Origin of the sequence: Erwinia sp. AnSW2-5 (genome assembly GCF_045107195.1) — a bacterium.
Lineage (GTDB): Bacteria > Pseudomonadota > Gammaproteobacteria > Enterobacterales > Enterobacteriaceae > Erwinia.
In genome coordinates, this window is sequence record NZ_JBJGXA010000031.1 from 104,704 (window position 1) to 122,352 (window position 17,649).

At 55.8% G+C, this 17,649-nt stretch carries 16 protein-coding genes; 9 read left to right on the top strand and 7 right to left on the bottom strand.

The features are described 5' to 3' along the window. Positions 1–176 precede the first annotated feature (176 nt). Positions 177–2,624 carry an acyl-CoA dehydrogenase FadE gene (gene fadE / locus ACFL9S_RS18675; RefSeq protein WP_405263356.1) on the bottom strand — a complete coding sequence of 816 codons (2,448 nt, stop codon included), beginning with the start codon at positions 2,622–2,624 and terminating at the stop codon, positions 177–179. Positions 2,625–2,840: 216 nt separating this feature from the next. Between fadE and lpcA the strand changes: the two genes are divergently transcribed. After that, positions 2,841–3,419, top strand: a complete 579-nt coding sequence (gene lpcA / locus ACFL9S_RS18680; RefSeq protein ID WP_405263357.1) for a D-sedoheptulose 7-phosphate isomerase — start codon at positions 2,841–2,843, stop codon at positions 3,417–3,419. A 150-nt stretch (positions 3,420–3,569) separates the two neighbouring features. Next, on the top strand, positions 3,570–4,337 hold the full coding sequence (locus ACFL9S_RS18685; protein ID WP_405263358.1) for a class II glutamine amidotransferase: 768 nt from the start codon (positions 3,570–3,572) through the stop codon (positions 4,335–4,337). On the opposite strand, the gene dpaA is transcribed toward ACFL9S_RS18685, so the two are convergent. Continuing rightward, positions 4,308–5,042, bottom strand: coding sequence for a peptidoglycan meso-diaminopimelic acid protein amidase (dpaA, locus tag ACFL9S_RS18690; RefSeq protein WP_405263359.1), 735 nt, complete (start codon positions 5,040–5,042; stop codon positions 4,308–4,310). The genes ACFL9S_RS18685 and dpaA overlap by 30 nt on opposite strands. A gap of 213 nt (positions 5,043–5,255) precedes the next feature. Here dpaA and dinB point away from each other — a divergent pair, with 213 nt between their 5' ends. Further along, positions 5,256–6,311 carry a DNA polymerase IV gene (gene dinB, locus ACFL9S_RS18695; RefSeq protein ID WP_405263360.1) on the top strand — a complete coding sequence of 352 codons (1,056 nt, stop codon included), beginning with the start codon at positions 5,256–5,258 and terminating at the stop codon, positions 6,309–6,311. Positions 6,312–6,434: 123 nt separating this feature from the next. On the opposite strand, the gene pepD is transcribed toward dinB, so the two are convergent. Further along, positions 6,435–7,892, bottom strand: coding sequence for a beta-Ala-His dipeptidase (gene pepD, locus ACFL9S_RS18700; protein ID WP_405263361.1), 1,458 nt, complete (start codon positions 7,890–7,892; stop codon positions 6,435–6,437). A 264-nt stretch (positions 7,893–8,156) separates the two neighbouring features. On the opposite strand from pepD, the gene gpt reads away from it, so the two are divergent. From gpt to crl, 3 genes are all read left to right on the top strand, one after another. Further along, positions 8,157–8,615, top strand: a complete 459-nt coding sequence (gene gpt / locus ACFL9S_RS18705) for a xanthine phosphoribosyltransferase (RefSeq protein WP_405263362.1) — start codon at positions 8,157–8,159, stop codon at positions 8,613–8,615. Between the two features lie 146 nt (positions 8,616–8,761). Further along, a complete protein-coding gene (gene frsA / locus ACFL9S_RS18710) occupies positions 8,762–10,012 on the top strand; it encodes an esterase FrsA (RefSeq protein WP_405263363.1) in 1,251 nt (416 codons plus the stop codon). Positions 10,013–10,069: 57 nt separating this feature from the next. Beyond that, complete coding sequence (gene crl / locus ACFL9S_RS18715; protein WP_405263364.1) at positions 10,070–10,471, top strand: sigma factor-binding protein Crl; 402 nt, start codon at positions 10,070–10,072, stop codon at positions 10,469–10,471. A 124-nt stretch (positions 10,472–10,595) separates the two neighbouring features. Here the strand turns inward: crl and ACFL9S_RS18720 are convergent, their stop codons facing one another. Beyond that, the gene (locus ACFL9S_RS18720; RefSeq protein ID WP_405263365.1) at positions 10,596–11,729 is read right to left on the bottom strand and encodes a porin; all 1,134 of its coding nucleotides are present in this window, start codon (positions 11,727–11,729) and stop codon (positions 10,596–10,598) included. A gap of 246 nt (positions 11,730–11,975) precedes the next feature. On the opposite strand from ACFL9S_RS18720, the gene proB reads away from it, so the two are divergent. Genes proB through ACFL9S_RS18735 form a run of 3 tightly spaced genes read left to right on the top strand, consistent with a single transcriptional unit; the run spans position 11,976 to position 14,991 of the window. Next, complete coding sequence (gene proB, locus ACFL9S_RS18725; protein ID WP_405263366.1) at positions 11,976–13,079, top strand: glutamate 5-kinase; 1,104 nt, start codon at positions 11,976–11,978, stop codon at positions 13,077–13,079. Positions 13,080–13,088: 9 nt separating this feature from the next. Then, positions 13,089–14,342, top strand: a complete 1,254-nt coding sequence (gene proA / locus ACFL9S_RS18730; RefSeq protein WP_405263367.1) for a glutamate-5-semialdehyde dehydrogenase — start codon at positions 13,089–13,091, stop codon at positions 14,340–14,342. Between the two features lie 22 nt (positions 14,343–14,364). After that, positions 14,365–14,991: a LysE family translocator gene (locus ACFL9S_RS18735; RefSeq protein WP_405263368.1), complete on the top strand. Its 627-nt coding sequence runs from the start codon at positions 14,365–14,367 to the stop codon at positions 14,989–14,991. Between the two features lie 21 nt (positions 14,992–15,012). Here ACFL9S_RS18735 and ACFL9S_RS18740 read toward each other — a convergent pair whose 3' ends face one another. From ACFL9S_RS18740 to ACFL9S_RS18750, 3 genes are all read right to left on the bottom strand, one after another. After that, positions 15,013–15,834 (bottom strand): shikimate 5-dehydrogenase, encoded by an 822-nt coding sequence (locus ACFL9S_RS18740; protein WP_405263369.1) that lies wholly within the window; start codon positions 15,832–15,834, stop codon positions 15,013–15,015. 159 nt (positions 15,835–15,993) lie between these two features. After that, positions 15,994–16,917 (bottom strand): pyridoxal-phosphate dependent enzyme, encoded by a 924-nt coding sequence (locus tag ACFL9S_RS18745; RefSeq protein ID WP_405263370.1) that lies wholly within the window; start codon positions 16,915–16,917, stop codon positions 15,994–15,996. Then, on the bottom strand, positions 16,914–17,621 hold the full coding sequence (locus ACFL9S_RS18750) for a transcriptional regulator (RefSeq protein ID WP_405263371.1): 708 nt from the start codon (positions 17,619–17,621) through the stop codon (positions 16,914–16,916). Before ACFL9S_RS18750 ends, ACFL9S_RS18745 begins: the two co-directional genes overlap by 4 nt. Positions 17,622–17,649: the final 28 nt, after the last annotated feature.

The following is a 17,649-nucleotide window of genomic DNA, read 5'->3' on the forward strand; positions in this document are numbered from 1 at the left end:
CCAGAGGAAAGCGATGTGCTTTAGCAGGAAATATAAGCGAGTTTTATTAGTTTAAAATTAAGACCGGGGGAGGAGGAATAAAAAGAGGGATCGGATCAATAGCGCGCTAATATTTAATATCGGTATTAATGATGGAATAAAAAAAGGGTGACCCATTTCTGGCCACCCTGTTGATTTTACGCGGCTTCAATCTTACGCGGCACAGTTGCCGGGGCTTTGACCGGCTGAGTTGCCAGCGCATCAGCGGCGAATTCATCGACGTTAATGGAGCGCAGACGGCTGACTTCAGCACGGATCAGAATGTCGGCTTCTTCCTGTGTGATCCATCCAGCCTCCAGACCTTGAGCTGCCAGGGCATCCAGCCGGGTAAACGACAGATGTTTTTTCTGCTGTTTACACAGGCGATCATGGATCACCTCTGCGGCCATCACATCCTGCAGCGCTTCTTCCAGCTGGCCTGCCGGGTTATGTTCGCTTGGTGCGAGATACTGACCGCGCCCCAGGCGGCTGCGGGTGGCCGATGGCACCTGCAAAATAAGCGCCAGTTGATGATCCAGTCGGTCAGATGGCGCCCGGCTGTGGCGGCCAGTCGGGAACACCACCGCGCGCACCAGACCCGCTACCAGGCGGTTCGGGAAGTTGCGCAGCAGGTCGTCGATGGCGGTATCGGCCTGATTCAGTGCGTCCTGCACGCCCCAGTGCAGCAGCGGTAAATCGGCTTCGTTACGTCCTTCATCCTCATAGCGTTTCAGCGCCGCAGAGGCCAGATAGAGCTGGCTCAGGATATCGCCAAGACGCGCCGAAATACGTTCACGGCGTTTCAGGCTGCCGCCAAGTACGGACATTGAGACATCTGACAGCAGCGCCAGGTTGGCACTGACGCGGTTCAGGTGCTGATAGTAACGCTGGGTGGCATCGCGGGTTGGTGAGGCGCTAGTGCGGCCCCCGGTAAGCCCCAGCCACAGGCTGCGCAGCGTATTGCTGCCTACGTGGCCAATATGGCTGAACAGCGCTTTATCAAAGGCAGCTACATTATTATTCTGCGCTGCCGCCATCTCCTCCAGCACGTAAGGATGGCAACGAATGGCACCCTGGCCGAAGATAATCATGCTGCGGGTCAGAATGTTTGCGCCTTCCACCGTAATGGCAATTGGTGCGCCCTGATAAGCACGGGCAAGGAAGTTGCTGCTGCCGAGCATAATGCCTTTACCGCCCGCAATATCCATGGCATCGACAATCGCCCGCTGGCCGCGATGGGTACAGTGGTATTTCACGATGGCAGACAGCACTGCGGGTTTTTCACCGAGCATAATGCCGCTGGTGATCAGCGTGGCGGCGGCATCCATCACCCAGGTGTTACCGGCGATGCGCGCCAGCGGTTCTTCAATCCCCTCCATTTTGCCAATCGGCAGGCGGAACTGACGACGAATATGCGCATATGCGCCAATCGCCAGCGCAATGCTTTTCAGGCTGCCGGTAGAGTTAGAAGGCAGAGTAATACCCCGGCCAACTGACAGACATTCAACCAGCATCCGCCAGCCTTGTCCGGCCATTTCCGGGCCACCGATAATAAAATCAATCGGCACAAAGATGTCTTTGCCGCGCGTTGGGCCGTTCTGGAATGGCACGTTGAGCGGGAAGTGACGTTGGCCGATCTCCACGCCCGGCGTCTGGGTGGGGATCAGCGCACAGGTGATGCCTAATTCTTCCGTTTCACCCAGCAGATGGTCGGGGTCGGAAAGCTTAAACGCCAGGCCGAGCACGGTCGCAATAGGCGCAAGGGTGATATAGCGTTTGTTCCAGGTGAGGCGCATACCCAGCACCTGCTGACCCTCCCATTCGCCCATGCATACCACGCCGACATCGGGGATGGCTCCGGCATCGGAACCCGCTTCCGGGCTGGTCAGGGCAAAGCAGGGGATCTCCTGGCCGCGTGCCAGGCGGGGCAGATAGTGATCTTTCTGCGCTTCCGTACCGTAATGCTGGAGCAGTTCGCCGGGGCCAAGGGAGTTAGGCACACCCACGGTGATCGCCAGAATCCCGGAGACGCCAGACAGTTTTTGCAGCACGCTTGCCTGAGCGTAGGCCGAGAATTCCAGGCCGCCGTACTCTTTCTTGATAATCATGGCGAAGAAGCGGTGCTGTTTCAGATACGCCCACAGCTCCGGCGGCAGATCGGCCATTTCATGGGTGATCTGGAAGTCATTTGCCATGCGGCAGGCTTCTTCAACCGGACCGTCAATAAACGCCTGCTCTTCCGGCGTCAGTCGCGGCTGCGGGTAGGCATGCAGTTTTTTCCAGTCTGGCGTACCGCGGAACAGATCGCCTTCCCACCAGGTTGTGCCAGCATCGATGGCTTCTTTTTCGGTGCGTGACATCGGCGGCATCACTTTCTGGAAAGTGTTCAGTATCGGTTTGCTGAACAGCGCCTGGCGCACTGGCAGAAGCGTAAACGGCAGCAGAATCAGCACCAGCGGGACCAGCAGCCAAAGCGTCCACAAACCGGAAAAGCCGAGGACAGCAGTCCAGAACAGCAAGGCAGCACTGGCAGCCAGCAGATTGATACGGTGATAAAACAGGGCGCCAATCAGCACGATCGTCGCCACAATACTGAGAACCATCATAACATGTGCTCCGTAAGTAGTAAGAGGTCCGACCTGTTGGGTATATGTTTAGATTACCACGGCTTCAGGTGCAATCTGTTTACATAATAATTACAACCTGGCTCACAAAGCGGCGGCACGAAGCGTTAATCCCTCCGGGGGGCGGGGAGATCGCTTCCCGGCTCTCTGGCAACTTGATAAACTCCTACAGTAACTCTTTCCTTAAAGGACATCCCTATGTATCAGGACATCATTCGTGCCGAGCTGAACGAAGCGGCAGAGACGCTGAATAAATTTCTTAGTGAAGATGCAAACATCGAGGCGATCCAGCACGCGGCCGTGCTGCTGGCTGATTCATTTAAAGCGGGTGGGAAGGTGCTCTCCTGTGGTAATGGCGGTTCCCACTGCGATGCGATGCATTTTGCTGAGGAGCTGACGGGGCGCTACCGTGAAAACCGCCCTGGCTATCCGGCGATTGCGATTTCTGATGTCAGCCACCTGTCCTGCGTCAGCAATGACTTTGGCTATGATTTTGTTTTCTCTCGCTACATTGAAGCCGTGGGTAAAGCAGGGGATGTGCTGTTAGGGATCTCCACGTCTGGCAACTCCGGCAACATTATTAAAGCGGTTGAAGCGGCGCGTGCCAAAGGGATGAAAGTGATCACCCTGACCGGTAAAGACGGCGGCAAAATGGATGGCGTGGCTGACGTGGAAATTCGTGTGCCGCATTTCGGCTATGCTGACCGTATTCAGGAAATTCACATCAAAGTGATTCATATCCTGATGCTGCTTATCGAAAAAGAAATGGTCAAATAATCCCCTTCATCTTTCACGCCGCAGATGCGTTGGCTGCTCTCGTGAACCCCGGTCACTTACTCGTGTAAGCTCCCGGGGATTCACTCGTTTGCCGCCTTCCTGCAACGTGAAATCCATTGGGGATAGAATCTATTTTCACGAGGTAATCCTGTGTGCGAACTACTTGGGATGAGCGCGAATGTCCCGACGGATATCTGTTTTAGCTTTACCGGGCTGGTGCAGCGCGGCGGCGGAACGGGTCCGCATAAAGATGGCTGGGGCATTACCTTTTACGAAGGGAAAGGCTGCCGCACATTTAAAGATCCCCAGCCCAGTTTTCAATCGCCGATTGCCCGACTGGTGCAGGAGTATCCGATTAAGTCCTGTTCGGTGGTGGCGCATATTCGTCAGGCGAACCGGGGTGAAGTGTCGCTGGAAAATACCCACCCGTTTACCCGCGAGCTGTGGGGGCGCAACTGGACCTACGCGCACAACGGGCAGCTTAAAGGCTATAAAAACCTCGATACCGGGCCTTATCGTCCCGTTGGCGAAACCGACAGTGAGCTGGCCTTCTGCTGGCTGTTGCATAAGCTGACCACGCGCTATCCGCGTACGCCGGGCAACTGGCCAGCCGTTTTCCGCTATATTGCGGAACTGGCGGCGGAGATGCGTGAAAAAGGGGTGTTTAACATGCTGCTGTCGGACGGTCGCTATCTGATGGCGTTCTGTTCGACCAATCTGTTCTGGATCACCCGACGTGCGCCGTTCGGCAAAGCCAAATTGCTGGATCAGGATGTGGAAATTGATTTTCAGAAGCAGACCACGCCGAATGACGTGGTCACAGTGGTTGCCACTCAGCCGCTGACGGCGAATGAAACCTGGCACAAGATTGAGCCAGGTGAATGGGCGTTATTTTGCCTGGGTGAGCGCGAGCGCTGATTCCTGTGCGCCTGAGTTGCCTGTCATCGGGCGGCTCAGTACGTACTTGCCATCGCTGACATTGACTGCCGGAGGCTGTTTGGTCTGCACGAACTGCGCGTAACCCGGCTGCAATTGCTTCCAGAAATTGATGTAGGTGGAGTAGCGATGGCGCTGCATGTTGCTATCGGTCATGCGGAACGGGTAAATGCTGACTTCAACGCGTTGCTGGCCGTTGCGCAGTGCCGCTTCCACATAGTGATAAATTTCGTCCATATAGGCATCGGTCATGGCATAGCAGCCAATTGACACGCAGTTGCCGTGAATCATCAGATATTTCCCCTGATAACCCTGCTGGCGATCGTATTCGTTCGGAAACCCGACGTTGATTGCGCGATAAAAGCGGCTGTCGGGTTTTAACTGGGAAAGCCCCACGCTGTAAAAACCTTCCGGGCTTTTGAAGTCGCCCTGGACGCGCTTTGGCCCTAAACCACCCGAAAAATTGCAGATGCGGTAGCTGTTCAGTAGACGGAATTCGTTGCCGATCTTGCCGTACAGTTCAAGTGTGCGCTCTTCTTTGAATATTTGCAGGTACACGGGAGTACCCAGTAATTGTTTCTTTAACTCTTTGCTTACCGGCGCCAATGGAGTAACCGAATCCGGTACGCTGGCGAAGACAACGGCTGGCAGAAAAATCATCGCAAACAGCAGTGCGATTTTGCCCATTCTGGTTCCCTTGAAATGTAGGGGTTGAAAGCAACGCCGGAAGGCGTCTGTACTGACAATATCGGATAATTCCGCTATCGCTGCGTCACCTTAGCATTGTCTATTTTTTTATCAAGATAGCGAAGAATAAAAACCTTAATTTATGCGTGCCCCGCTACGTATTGAACTCTGATAATTTGACTGTATACTTATACAGTGTTATCGGAGGGGGCTATGCGCAAAATCATTCACGTGGATATGGACTGCTTTTTTGCCGCAGTGGAGATGCGCGATAACCCGAGCCTGCGCGATATTCCCATCGCGATTGGCGGCAGTGAAAAACAGCGCGGCGTGATCAGCACGGCGAACTACCCGGCGCGAAAATTTGGCGTACACAGTGCGATGTCAACGGCGATGGCGCTTAAGCTCTGCCCGCACCTGACGGTGATCCGGGGGCGCTATGACGCCTATAAAGAAGCCAGCATCCATATTCGTGATATCTTTTCCCGCTATACCGCTCTGATTGAACCGCTGTCGCTCGATGAAGCTTACCTGGATGTCACTGACAGCCTGCATTGTCAGGGATCGGCCACACTCATTGCGCGTGAGATCCGCGACACCATCCAGCAGGAGCTGGATCTCACCGCGTCAGCCGGGATTGCGCCGATTAAGTTTCTGGCAAAAATCGCCTCCGATATGAATAAACCCAACGGCCAGTTTGTGATCACGCCACAGCAGATGCCTGACTTCCTGCTTGCCCTGCCGCTGGCAAAAATTCCCGGCGTGGGAAAAGTCACGGCACGTAAGTTAGAAGAGATGGGGTTGAACACCTGTGCCGATGTGCAGAACACCGATCTGGTCACCTTGCTGAGGCGATTTGGTAAGTTTGGCCGCGTGCTGTGGGAGCGCAGTAATGGCATTGATGACCGGGAAGTGATCACCACCCGCGAGCGTAAATCCCTCGGTGTGGAGCGCACGCTATCAGAGGATATTCACAGCTGGGAAGCCTGTCTGGCGATTATCGACCTGCTGTACGACGAACTGGCCCGGCGGCTGGATCACATTAAACCGGATCGCCAGATTGCCCGTCAGGGGGTTAAGCTGAAGTTTACCGATTTCCAGCAGACCACGCAGGAGCATGTCTGGCCGGTGCTGAATAAAGACGATTTGATTGCCGTGGCACGAAGCACCTGGGATGAGCGGCGGGCAGGGCGCGGCGTAAGGTTGGTTGGACTACATGTGACGCTGCTGGACCCGCAGCTGGAACGGCAGTTGTTGTTGGGGTTATAACGGCGGGTCAGGCATGCCTGACCCCTACGCGGATCGAGATTGTTGTTGGGATGGTCAGGGCGGATCGAGATTGTTGTAGGGGCGGACCTTCTGTTTCGGTCCGCCCGTCTGCCATCACGGAAATTACTTAACCGGGATCGCCTTCAACAGCGCGGTCAGCAACTGCCAGTACAGGCCAACGCTGGCAATATGCACCTGCTCATCCGGGGAGTGTGGCCCGGTGATGGTCGGCCCAATTGAGACCATGTCCATCTTTGGGTAAGGTTCTTTAAACAGACCGCACTCCAGACCAGCGTGGATCACCTGAATGTTCGGGGTTTTATCGAACAGTTTTTCATAGGTTTCACGCACCAGCGCCATCACCGGTGAGGTGGCGTCCGGCTGCCAGCCAGGATAGCTGCCTTTGGCGAGGGTTTTCGCCCCGGCCAGCTGGCCGAGCGCAGTGAGCATTTCCACCACGTACTCTTTACCGCTGTCGATCAGTGAACGGATCAGCGAGTTGATCTTCGCTTCATTGCCTTCAAACGTCACCACGCCGACGTTCAGTGAGGTTTCCACCACGCCTTTCATCACGTCTGATTGACGGATCACGCCGTTCGGGGTGCTGTTCAGCAGGGCAATAAACGTATCACGGCTGGTCGTGCTCAGAGCCTGCTCCGCGTGGGCCAGATCCTCGACCACCACAGCAATATTCTTCTCTTTCAGGCTCAGCTCATTTTGCAGCGTCAACAGATAGCTGGCTGCCAGCGACTTCAGCTTATCGAGGCTGGCAACAGGCACTGCCAGCGTGGCGAACGCTTCACGCGGGATCGCATTGCGCAGCGTACCGCCGCTGAAGTCCACCAGACGCAGGTCGAGATCCGCCGCATGGGAGAACAGGAAACGCGCCAGCAGTTTGTTGGCGTTGCCCAGGCCGACGTGAATATCACAACCGGAGTGGCCGCCTTTCAGGCCTTTCAGCGTCAGCTTCACCGTCTGATAACCGGCCGGAACCGCTTCACGGGTCAGCGGCAGTGTGCTGGTAAAGTCGATACCACCGGCACAACCCATATAGATCTCACCTTCCTCTTCGGAATCGGTGTTGATCAAGATATCGGCCTGCAACCAGCCCGCTTTCAAGCCGAAGGCACCTACCATTCCGGTCTCTTCGGTCATGGTCAGCAACACTTCCAGCGGGCCATGCTCCAGGCTGTTGTCGGCCAGTACGGCCAGTGCAGAAGCCATACCAATACCGTTATCGGCACCCAGCGTGGTGCCGCGTGCTTTCACCCACTCGCCATCGATCCACGGCTGAATCGGGTCTTTGGTAAAGTCATGCACCGTGTCGTTGTTTTTCTGCGGCACCATATCCAGGTGCGCCTGCAGCGCCACAGGTTGACGGTTTTCATAACCCGGTGTGGCAGGTTTACGGATCAGGATGTTACCCACCTGGTCGCGCTCATTCCAAAAACCCTGCTCCGTCGCCCAGGCAATCACATGGGCAGCCAGTTGTTCCTCATGATAAGAAGGATGGGGAATGGAGCAAATTTTGGCAAAAATATCCCACAGTGGCTGCGGGGATAATTGAGACAATTCAGACACGATAACTCTCCTGTGTCAGCACCACCTTTCTGCCGTGCAGGCAGGAGGCATGCATTGATATCGGTTGGAAAATTCCCGTCAGCGAATCTGACGCGATGGCAAAAGAATATCACCGTTTTCTGACACATGCTCACGATGCCCCAGGAAAAAAGGGGGATACCGGGTGCAGCGGGCTGGTTTTTAGTGCCTCAGATCACTATAATTTTGCGCAACCGCTCCCCTTGCACAATTTTTAAGCCAATTTCATTGGTCGGGATTCTTTTAATGAGTGAAAAATACATCGTCACCTGGGACATGCTGCAAATCCATGCCCGTAAACTGGCCGAGCGCCTTCTGCCTGCTGAACAGTGGAAAGGCATTATTGCCGTCAGCCGTGGTGGTCTGGTACCTGCCGCCTTACTGGCGCGTGAGTTGTGTATCCGCCACGTCGACACCGTTTGCATCTCCAGCTACGATCACGACAACCAGCGCGCAATGACCGTGCTGAAGCGTGCAGAAGGGGATGGTGAAGGTTTCATCGTGATCGATGACCTGGTGGACACCGGTGGCACCGCACAGGCTATCCGTGAGATGTACCCGAAAGCGCATTTCGTGACGATTTTCGCTAAACCAGCCGGACGCCCGCTGGTGGATGATTATGTTATCGACATCCCGCAAAACACCTGGATTGAACAGCCGTGGGATATGGGCATTGCCTATATTCCCCCGCTGGTTAAAAGCTGATCACTTCGCTTTATAATCGGCAAGATTTAGTGTGTTAGATCAACGCGTGCCCGATTCTGTCGGGCACGTCTGTTTTTACCCTTCGCGTGAACTCCCCTGCTACGGTAGACTCGAATCTTACCCGTACGCCAGAGGATCGCCCTGCTATGTCGCCGAAAAACCTCAGCGAAGAACTCTTCAAACCGCGCTTTAAACACCCGGAAACCTCATCGCTGGTGCGACGTCTGCATCATCATCGTCCGTTAAGCATTCAGTCTACGCTGGATGGTGTAACCCATGCGGGTTGGTATCGCATGATTAATCGCCTGCTGTGGACCTGGCGCGGGCTGACGCCGCAGGAAGTGAGTGAAGTGTTGGCACGTATCGCTGTCAGCACCGTTGAGCATACCGACGATCAGCTGCTGGACACGGTGATGGGGTATCGCGGCGGTAACTGGATCTATGAGTGGTCAAAACAGGCAGCGCTCTGGCAGCAGAAGGCCAGCGAATGTGATGATGATGAGCAAGCCGGCCAGTACTGGCTGCATGCGGCGCACCTTTACAGCGTGGCGGGCTATCCGCATCTGAAAGAGGATGAACTGGCAGAGCAGGCGCAAGTGCTGGCGAGCCGGGCTTATGAAGAAGCCACTCACCGTCTGCCTGGCGAACTGAAAGCTCTGGAGTTTGCTATTCCTGGTGGCAGCCCGGTGACCGGTTTCCTGCATATGCCGCCGGACGCGAAAGCCCCTTATCCGACCGTGCTGCTGTGTGGCAGCCTTGATGCGCTGCAAAGCGACCATTATCGTCTGTTCCATGACTACCTTGCCCCGCGTGGCATTGCGATGCTGACGCTCGATATGCCGTCGGTGGGCTTTTCCTCTAAATGGAAACTGACCCAGGACTCCAGCTTCCTGCATCAGCAGGTGCTGCGTCAGATGGAAAATGTGGCCTGGATAGACCACACGCGCGTGGCCGCCTTTGGTTTCCGCTTTGGTGCCAACGTTGCGGTCAGGTTGGCCTATCTGGAAAGTCAGCGTCTGCGCGGCGTCGCCTGCCTTGGCCCCGTGGTACACAGCCTGCTCAGCGATACCAACTTGCAGGATCGCGTCCCTGAGATGTATATGGATATGCTGGCGAGTCGCCTTGGCATGTCAGGGACATCCGACAGCGCATTACGCACTGAACTGAGCCGTTTCTCACTGAAAATTCAGGGGCTTCTGGGCCGCCGTTGCCCGACCCCGATGCTTTCCGGTTACTGGGCTCACGATCCGTTTAGCCCGGAAGAAGAATCCCGGCTGATCACCAACTCCTCCAGCTCTGGCCGTTTGTTAAAGATCAATACCTCCCCGGCAATGGCGAATTTTGATAAAGGCCTGCGTGACATTTGTGACTGGCTGGCACAGCACTTAGACGTATGAGTTGCGAATATTCAATAGTTTGCTACAACTATAGACTCAATTATGGAGGTTTGAACGATGACGTTACCGAGTGGACATCCTAAGAGTCGGCTGATCAAGCGCTTTCACTCTTTAGGTCCTTACATCCGTGAAGGCAAGTGCGAAGGCGAGCGCTTTTTCTTTGATTGCCTGGCCGTTTGCGTCAATGTGAAACCTGAACCGGAACTGCGTGAGTTCTGGGGCTGGTGGATGGAGCTGGAAGCCAAAACTGACCATTTCACCTATGAGTACCACTTTGGTCTGTTTGATAAAGAAGGCAACTGGAAGCCGAGCACGGTAAAGGGTAAGGATAATAATGCCCGTCTTGAAGAGACGTTACGTAACTTTCATGAGCGTTTAAAGGCGCTGTTAGCAGAGATAGAGCTGGGATTGATCCCGGCCGAGGGTTTTGCTGACCAGCCGGTTAAACTGACCGCCTAGTCCTGCCTGTTTATTTCTGACCCCAATAAGAAAAGGCTGGATTGCTCCAGCCTTTGTTTTAGACACATAACGAGGGGTAAATCATTCAGCGCTGCGGCAGTGGCGTGTCACAGCGTTAAAGGGATTAGAACTGGTACATCACACCCACAGCAACGATATCGTCGGTATTCATACCCAGTTTGTTATCATCGTTCAGCAAGTTGATTTTATAATCGACGAAGGTCGACATGTTTTTGTTGAAGTAGTAAGTCGCGCCCACATCAACAAACTTCACCATATCTGCATCACCCACACCGTTTTCAACATCTTTGGCTTTGGTCTGAACGTAAGCCAGGGACGGACGCAGGCCGAAATCGAACTGATACTGCGCAACCACTTCGAAGTTCTGAACTTTATTGGCGTAACCGTTCTGGTTCACAACATTATTGCTAAAGCTGCCCGGGACGCTGATCGGGTTCATGTTGCGTGTTTCAGCGTAGGTGGTTGCCAGGTAAACACCGTTGTTGTCATATTTCAGACCGGTTGCCCAGGCCTCAGCTTTGTCACCTGAACCGTACTGGTTCTCTTTCTGAGAAGTACCAATCAGACGGTTCGAAGAAGAAACTGCACCATTTACGCTCAGACCATCAACGATGGTGTAAGCAACGGAAGCACCGTAGCCATCACCGTTAGATACGTTGCCGCTACGACCGGAAGAGGTTGATGCATCGTTCTTACCCTGGTATTGCAGGGCAAATTTCAGGCCATCCACCAGACCGAAGAAATCATTGTTACGGTAGGTCAGCATGCTGTTACCGCGGGTCAGCATGTAGGTGTCAGCGCGGGTGTAACCGGTGCCGCCAAACTCAGGCATCATATCGGTCCAGGCTTCCACGTCGTAGATCACACCGTAGTTACGACCGTAGTCGATTGAACCGAAATCTTTCAGTTTCAGACCGGCAAAGCCCAGACGGGTTTTGTTACCGGTTTGCGCATCAGCACCGCCTTCGGAGTTGCTGGCGTTGAAGTTATATTCCCACTGGCCGTAACCGGTCAGCTGGTCGTTAATCTGGGTCTGGCCCTTGAAGCCGATGCGAACATAAGATTTGTCAGCGTTGTTGCCGGCGTTAGTTTCCGCATCACTCATATAACGCATTGCTTTAACTTTGCCGTAGAAATCCAGTTTGTTGCCGTCTTTGTTATAGACTTCTGCGGCTTGTGCAGCGGTGGACAGGGCCAGAGCTGCGGTTAAGATTGCCAGTGCGCTTTTCTTCATCATTTTGCTATCAATCCCGAAAGAGTAAAATTAATAAACGGCCCGAAGGCTCTGTTCGAAGCACGGACTTTTTACCCTTTCTCCATTAAAGTTTTATTACAGTTTTAAACATTTATTGTTAATTGCGAACTTTTAGACTAGCAAGTGGTCAGGGCTTTTTCGTCCTTTTCCCGCGCTGGCTGTTGGCTTCGGGCACCACACCTGCTAAAACGTTTCTTTGTACTCTTTTTTACGAAATGGCAGGAAATAATGAGCAGCAGCCAGACCCTGGTGGTGAAACTGGGGACCAGCGTACTGACCGGCGGATCGCGTCGGTTGAATCGGGCACATATCGTGGAGCTGGTGCGTCAGTGCGCACAGCAACATGCCGCGGGCCATCGGATTGTGATTGTGACCTCTGGCGCGATGGCGGCGGGGCGTGAGCACCTTGGCTACCCGGAACTGCCCCCGACCATCGCCTCAAAGCAGCTGCTGGCTGCGGTGGGGCAGAGCCGTCTGATCCAGCTGTGGGAACAGCTGTTCTCGATCTACGGTATTCATATCGGCCAGATGCTGCTGACCCGCGCGGACCTTGAAGATCGTGAGCGTTTCCTTAACGCCCGAGACACCATGCGCGCGCTGCTCGATAACCATATCGTTCCCGTTATCAACGAAAATGACGCGGTTGCTACTGCTGAAATTAAAGTGGGTGATAACGATAATCTCTCTGCGCTGGCGGCCATTCTGGCCGGTGCCGATAAACTGCTGCTGCTTACCGATCAGCAGGGGCTGTTTACTGCCGATCCGCGTAATAACCCGGAAGCCGAGCTGATCCGCGATGTTCACGGCATCGATGATGCGCTGCGAGCGCTGGCGGGCGACAGTGTTTCAGGCCTGGGAACGGGCGGTATGGCGACCAAACTGCAGGCGGCGGATGTCGCCTGTCGTGCCGGCATCGACACCATCATTGCCGCAGGGAACCGCCCTGGCGTGATTGCTGATGTGATTGCCTCCAACCCGGTTGGCACCCGCTTCCACGCTTTTGAAACCCCGCTGGAGAACCGCAAACGCTGGATCTTCGGTGCGCCTCCGGCCGGTGAGCTGGTGGTGGATGATGGCGCGCTGTCGGCGATTCTGGAACGCGGCAGCTCATTGTTACCTAAAGGTATTCGTGAAATCAGCGGCAACTTCTCGCGTGGTGAAGTGATCCGCATTCGCAGCCTGCAGGGGCGCGATGTTGCCCACGGCGTATCGCGCTATAACAGCGATGCCATGCGGATGATTGCCGGGCATCACTCCCAGCAGATCAGCGAAATTTTAGGTTATGAATATGGTCCGGTGGCGATCCACCGCGACGATATGATTGTTTCTTAAGGAATACGCATGCTTGTACAAATGGGTAAGGCCGCTAAGGCCGCTTCGTATCAGCTGTCGGTGCTGTCGACCGCGCAGAAAAATCAGGTGCTGATGACGATTGCTGACCATCTGGAAGCGCAGAGCGCTTCCATTCTGGCCGCCAATGAACTCGACCTGGCGGATGCACGCCAGAACGGCATGAGTGCCGCGCTGCTGGATCGCCTGATGCTGGATCAAACGCGCCTGAAAGGGATTGCTGATGATGTGCGTCAGGTGTGCCGTCTGGCCGATCCGGTTGGCGTCGTCATCGACGGCGGCAAGCTGGATAGCGGGCTGCGTATTGAGCGCCGCCGCGTGCCGCTGGGTGTCGTCGGTGTGATTTATGAAGCGCGTCCGAACGTGACCGTGGACGTTGCCAGCCTGTGCCTGAAAACCGGCAATGCGGTGATCCTGCGCGGTGGCAAAGAGACGTATCGCACCAACGGTGCCACCGTGCGGGTGATTCAGGATGCCCTGAAGCAGCACGGCCTGCCAGCGGGTGCGGTGCAGGCGATTGAAAGCCCGGATCGTGAACTGGTGAATCAACTGCTGAAGCTCGATCGCTACGTCGATATGCTGATCCCGCGCGGCGGTGCCGGGCTGCACAAGCTGTGCCGCGAGCAGTCCACCATTCCGGTGATCACTGGCGGTATCGGTGTTTGCCATATCTATGTTGATCGCAGCATTGAACAGGATGCGGCGCTGAGCGTGATCGTTAACGCCAAGAAGCAGCGCCCAAGCGCCTGTAACTCGGTGGAAACCCTGCTGATAGATGCGGCGATAGCCGACACATTCCTGCCTGCTCTGAGTGCGCGTATGGCGCAGGAAGGCATCACACTGCATGCCGATCCGCGTTCGCTGCCGCTGTTAAGCAACGGCCCGGCCAGCGTCAGTGCGGTCACCGAAGCGCAGTACCGCGATGAGTGGCTGGCGCTGGATCTGAACGTTAAGCTGGTGGACTCGCTGGACGAGGGCATTGCCCATATTCGTGAGTACGGCACGCAGCACTCTGATGCGATTCTGACGCGCACCATCCAGCATGCCGATCGCTTTGTTAACGAAGTGGATTCGTCGGCAGTCTACGTCAACGCCAGTACCCGCTTTACTGATGGCGGCCAGTTTGGTCTTGGCGCTGAGGTGGCTGTCAGCACCCAGAAGCTGCATGCACGTGGCCCGATGGGCCTGGAAGCACTGACCACTTACAAGTGGGTGGCTTACGGTGACGACACCGTTCGCGCTTAACCGATAAAAAGAGGCGGTTGAAATGGTGACGCCTTCCCAGCTTTTACCCTTTGCCGCCATCGCCCTCGGGATGGTGTTGACGCCCGGACCCAATATGATTTACCTGATCTCGCGCTCCCTTTGCCAGGGGCGCAGGGCCGGGTATATCTCTCTGTGCGGCGTGGCGCTGGGCTTTATGTTTTACATGGTCTGCGCTGCGCTGGGGATCACCGCGTTAGTGATGGCGGTGCCGATGGCTTATGACGCATTGCGTTTAGCCGGTGCGGCCTATTTACTGTGGATGGCCTGGCAGGCGCTGTTCGGCGGGAAATCGCCGTTTCAACTGCGCGACCTGCCGCCGGACAGCCCGCGTAAGCTATTTACAATGGGGCTGCTGACCAATCTGCTGAACCCCAAAACGGCAGTGATCTATCTCACTCTGTTGCCGCAGTTTATCCACCCGGAGCAGGGCAATGTGCTGGCACAATCGCTGACGCTGGGCTTCACGCAAATTTTGACCAGTATGCTGGTGAACAGCCTGATTGTTTTTGCCGCTGGCAGCATCGCGGCCTTCCTTGCTGGCCGTCCTGGCTGGCAGAAAGCCCAGCGCTGGCTGATGGGAACGGTACTGGCCGGGCTGGCAGTCAAAATGGTGATGGATAAGCGCTGAACAGGCCGCCCGCACGTCACCTTATCCCTGTCGTGCATGTGCCGCCGCTTTGCGAAACAGCGCATCATCCGGGCGTACTCCGGTATACAGTGCAAATTGTTCCACCGCCTGAATAGCAAACACTTCAGAACCCGTAATCACTGTTTTCTTCTGGCTGCGCGCGTACTGCACCAGCGGTGTCAGTTCTGGCAGCGCCACCACTTCAAAAATCACGCTGGCGGCATCAATCGCTGCACGATCAAATGACAATGCATCGGCATCCGCACCGCCCGCCATTCCGGTCGGCGTGGCATTGATCAGCAATCCTGGCTGTAAACCGTCAAGCTCAGCGCGCCATTCAAAACCGTACAAATCCGCCAGTTCGCGGCCGCTGGTTTCGTTACGCGCAATGATATAGCCCTGATGAAAACCGCTGTCTTTTAAGGCACAGGCCACCGCTTTTGCCATGCCGCCACTGCCGCGCAGGGCGAAGGTCAGCCCGGTGGGCACCTGATACTGTTTCAACAGGTTAAAGATGGCAATGTAGTCGGTGTTATAGGCTTTCAGGTAGCCATCGGTGTTGACGATGGTATTGACAGAATTGATCGCCTTCGCGGAGGCATCCAGCTCATCCAGCAGGGGAATGCAGGCCTCTTTAAACGGCATAGAAATAGCACAGCCGCGAATACCCAGCGCCCGCACGCCGCCAATCGCCGCCTTCAAATCGGTGGTGGTAAAGGCTTTGTAGAGATAATCGAGATCGAGAGCGTCATAGAGATAGTTATGGAAACGGGTGCCAAAATTGCCCGGCCGTGCCGCCAGTGACATACAGACCTGGGTGTCTTTATTCAGATTTTTGGTCATCGGGTTGTCTCTGAGAAGGAAGTAGCATCCAGCATGGACTAAAAGCGCGAGATAAAAAACTGCTGAATTGGCTGACAAATTTCCCCTTTTAGCGCAAATGACTCATCCGCACCAAAAGGGAAAGACCAGCTCTCCGTTCAGTACCAGCTGGACTGAGGCTCAGCCGCGCAGTGTGGCGGCCATCTTTTGCAGGTGTTCAAGGCTGCTGGTGGCACCGCCGCAGACAATCACCAGCAGGTTTTGATAAGCGGCGATCTGCGGATGCTGGTCATAAACCACGGCCAGGCTGGCCCCGCAGGCCGGTTCGACCAGCACCCGGTGATCGTCAAGGAAGCGCTCGCAGGCGTTGACGGCCGCCAGATCTGACACCAGCAGGCTGTGTATCGGGTGTTCACTGGCGCAGCGCAGCGCCTGGTCGCACACCCGCTTTGCGCCCAGTGAAGAGGCAATGCTGCGGATCTCCGCCAGTTCGACGCTCTGCCCGGCGGCCTGTGCGGCATGGAACGAGGCGGCACCTGTTGTTTCAACGGCCAGCACCGGAACGTCCTGCCAGCCATGACGTTGTAGCCCGGCCACCACGCCAGCCAGCAGACCGCCGCCGCCGACCGACAGCACCACCGCATCGGGTTTCATGCCGCTCTGCGCGACTTCATCAATCATGGTGGCGTGCCCCTGCCACAGCAGCGGATCGTCGAACGGGTGCAAAAACGCATCCTGTGCGCCTGTCAGTGACTGCGCATACTGATTCGCTTCCTGCCAGGAGCTGCCGTGTACGATCACCTCCGCCTGCTCCTGCCGCAGCAGTTCCTGCGCCCGCAACGGGGTGGTTTCCGGCACCACCACGGTGACGGGCACGCCAAGATGGCGCCCGGCCCAGGCTACGGCCAGCCCGGCATTGCCGCCAGATGAAGAGACAAAGCGCCGCGCCCCCTGGCGCTGATAGCTTTCACAGGCGAGGCCAATACCGCGGATTTTAAAGGAACCGGGTGGCTGTAACGCTTCCATTTTCAACATCACTTCGCGGCCTGCCAGCAGGCTTAACGGGCGTGAAGTGATCAGTGGGGTGGTGATATGCAGACTCATGAGGTGCTCCCTGACTGTTCGTCGCGGATTTCATCCAGGTAGTTGTAAATGGTATAGCGGGTGACGCCGAGCGCCGCTGCGGCTTTCTCGATCCCACCTTTGACGATAAACATGCCGCGATCCTGCATTTTTCGCACCGCCGCCAGTTTGGCCTGCTTACGCGACACGCGCAGGTTGCCATTCAGCTCCGTCAGCGAGTCGGCAATGATATCCGCCATCAGCTGCCCCATATCCACGCTCTCCTCTGGTTGAGGTGGCGACGTGTCTGCGTTGAGCAGGTTATCAAGGCAGCGTTTCGCCGCCAGCAGCTCGCTGTTATCGGTATTGATACAGAGTGCGGCAAACGGCTTGCCGTTGCTGTCACGGTACAGTGCAGTCGCGCTGCGCAGTGTCTGGCCATTTTTACCCCGGGTTGGATAGTCGGGGATCACCGTCGGCGTATTATTGCCCGCCTGTGCGTTATCGTTAAGCAGCGCGCGCAGCCCCTGATCCTCTAAAGGCACGGCCAGTACCGGGCTGCCTGGCACACGACCGGTAATATGACCGTTAGCGATGGCCAGCACCGATTTTTCCGGGTGCTCCAGGTCGTGCAGAACGATTTCAGTATTGCGCCCCACGACGTTGCCCAGCGCCGTGATGGCGGCGTGCAGGGTTTGCAGGATCAGGGCGCGTTCGCGGGCAATATCCGGGGAGTGGGCTGGCATAATGGCTCAACAAGAATCAGAGAACAGA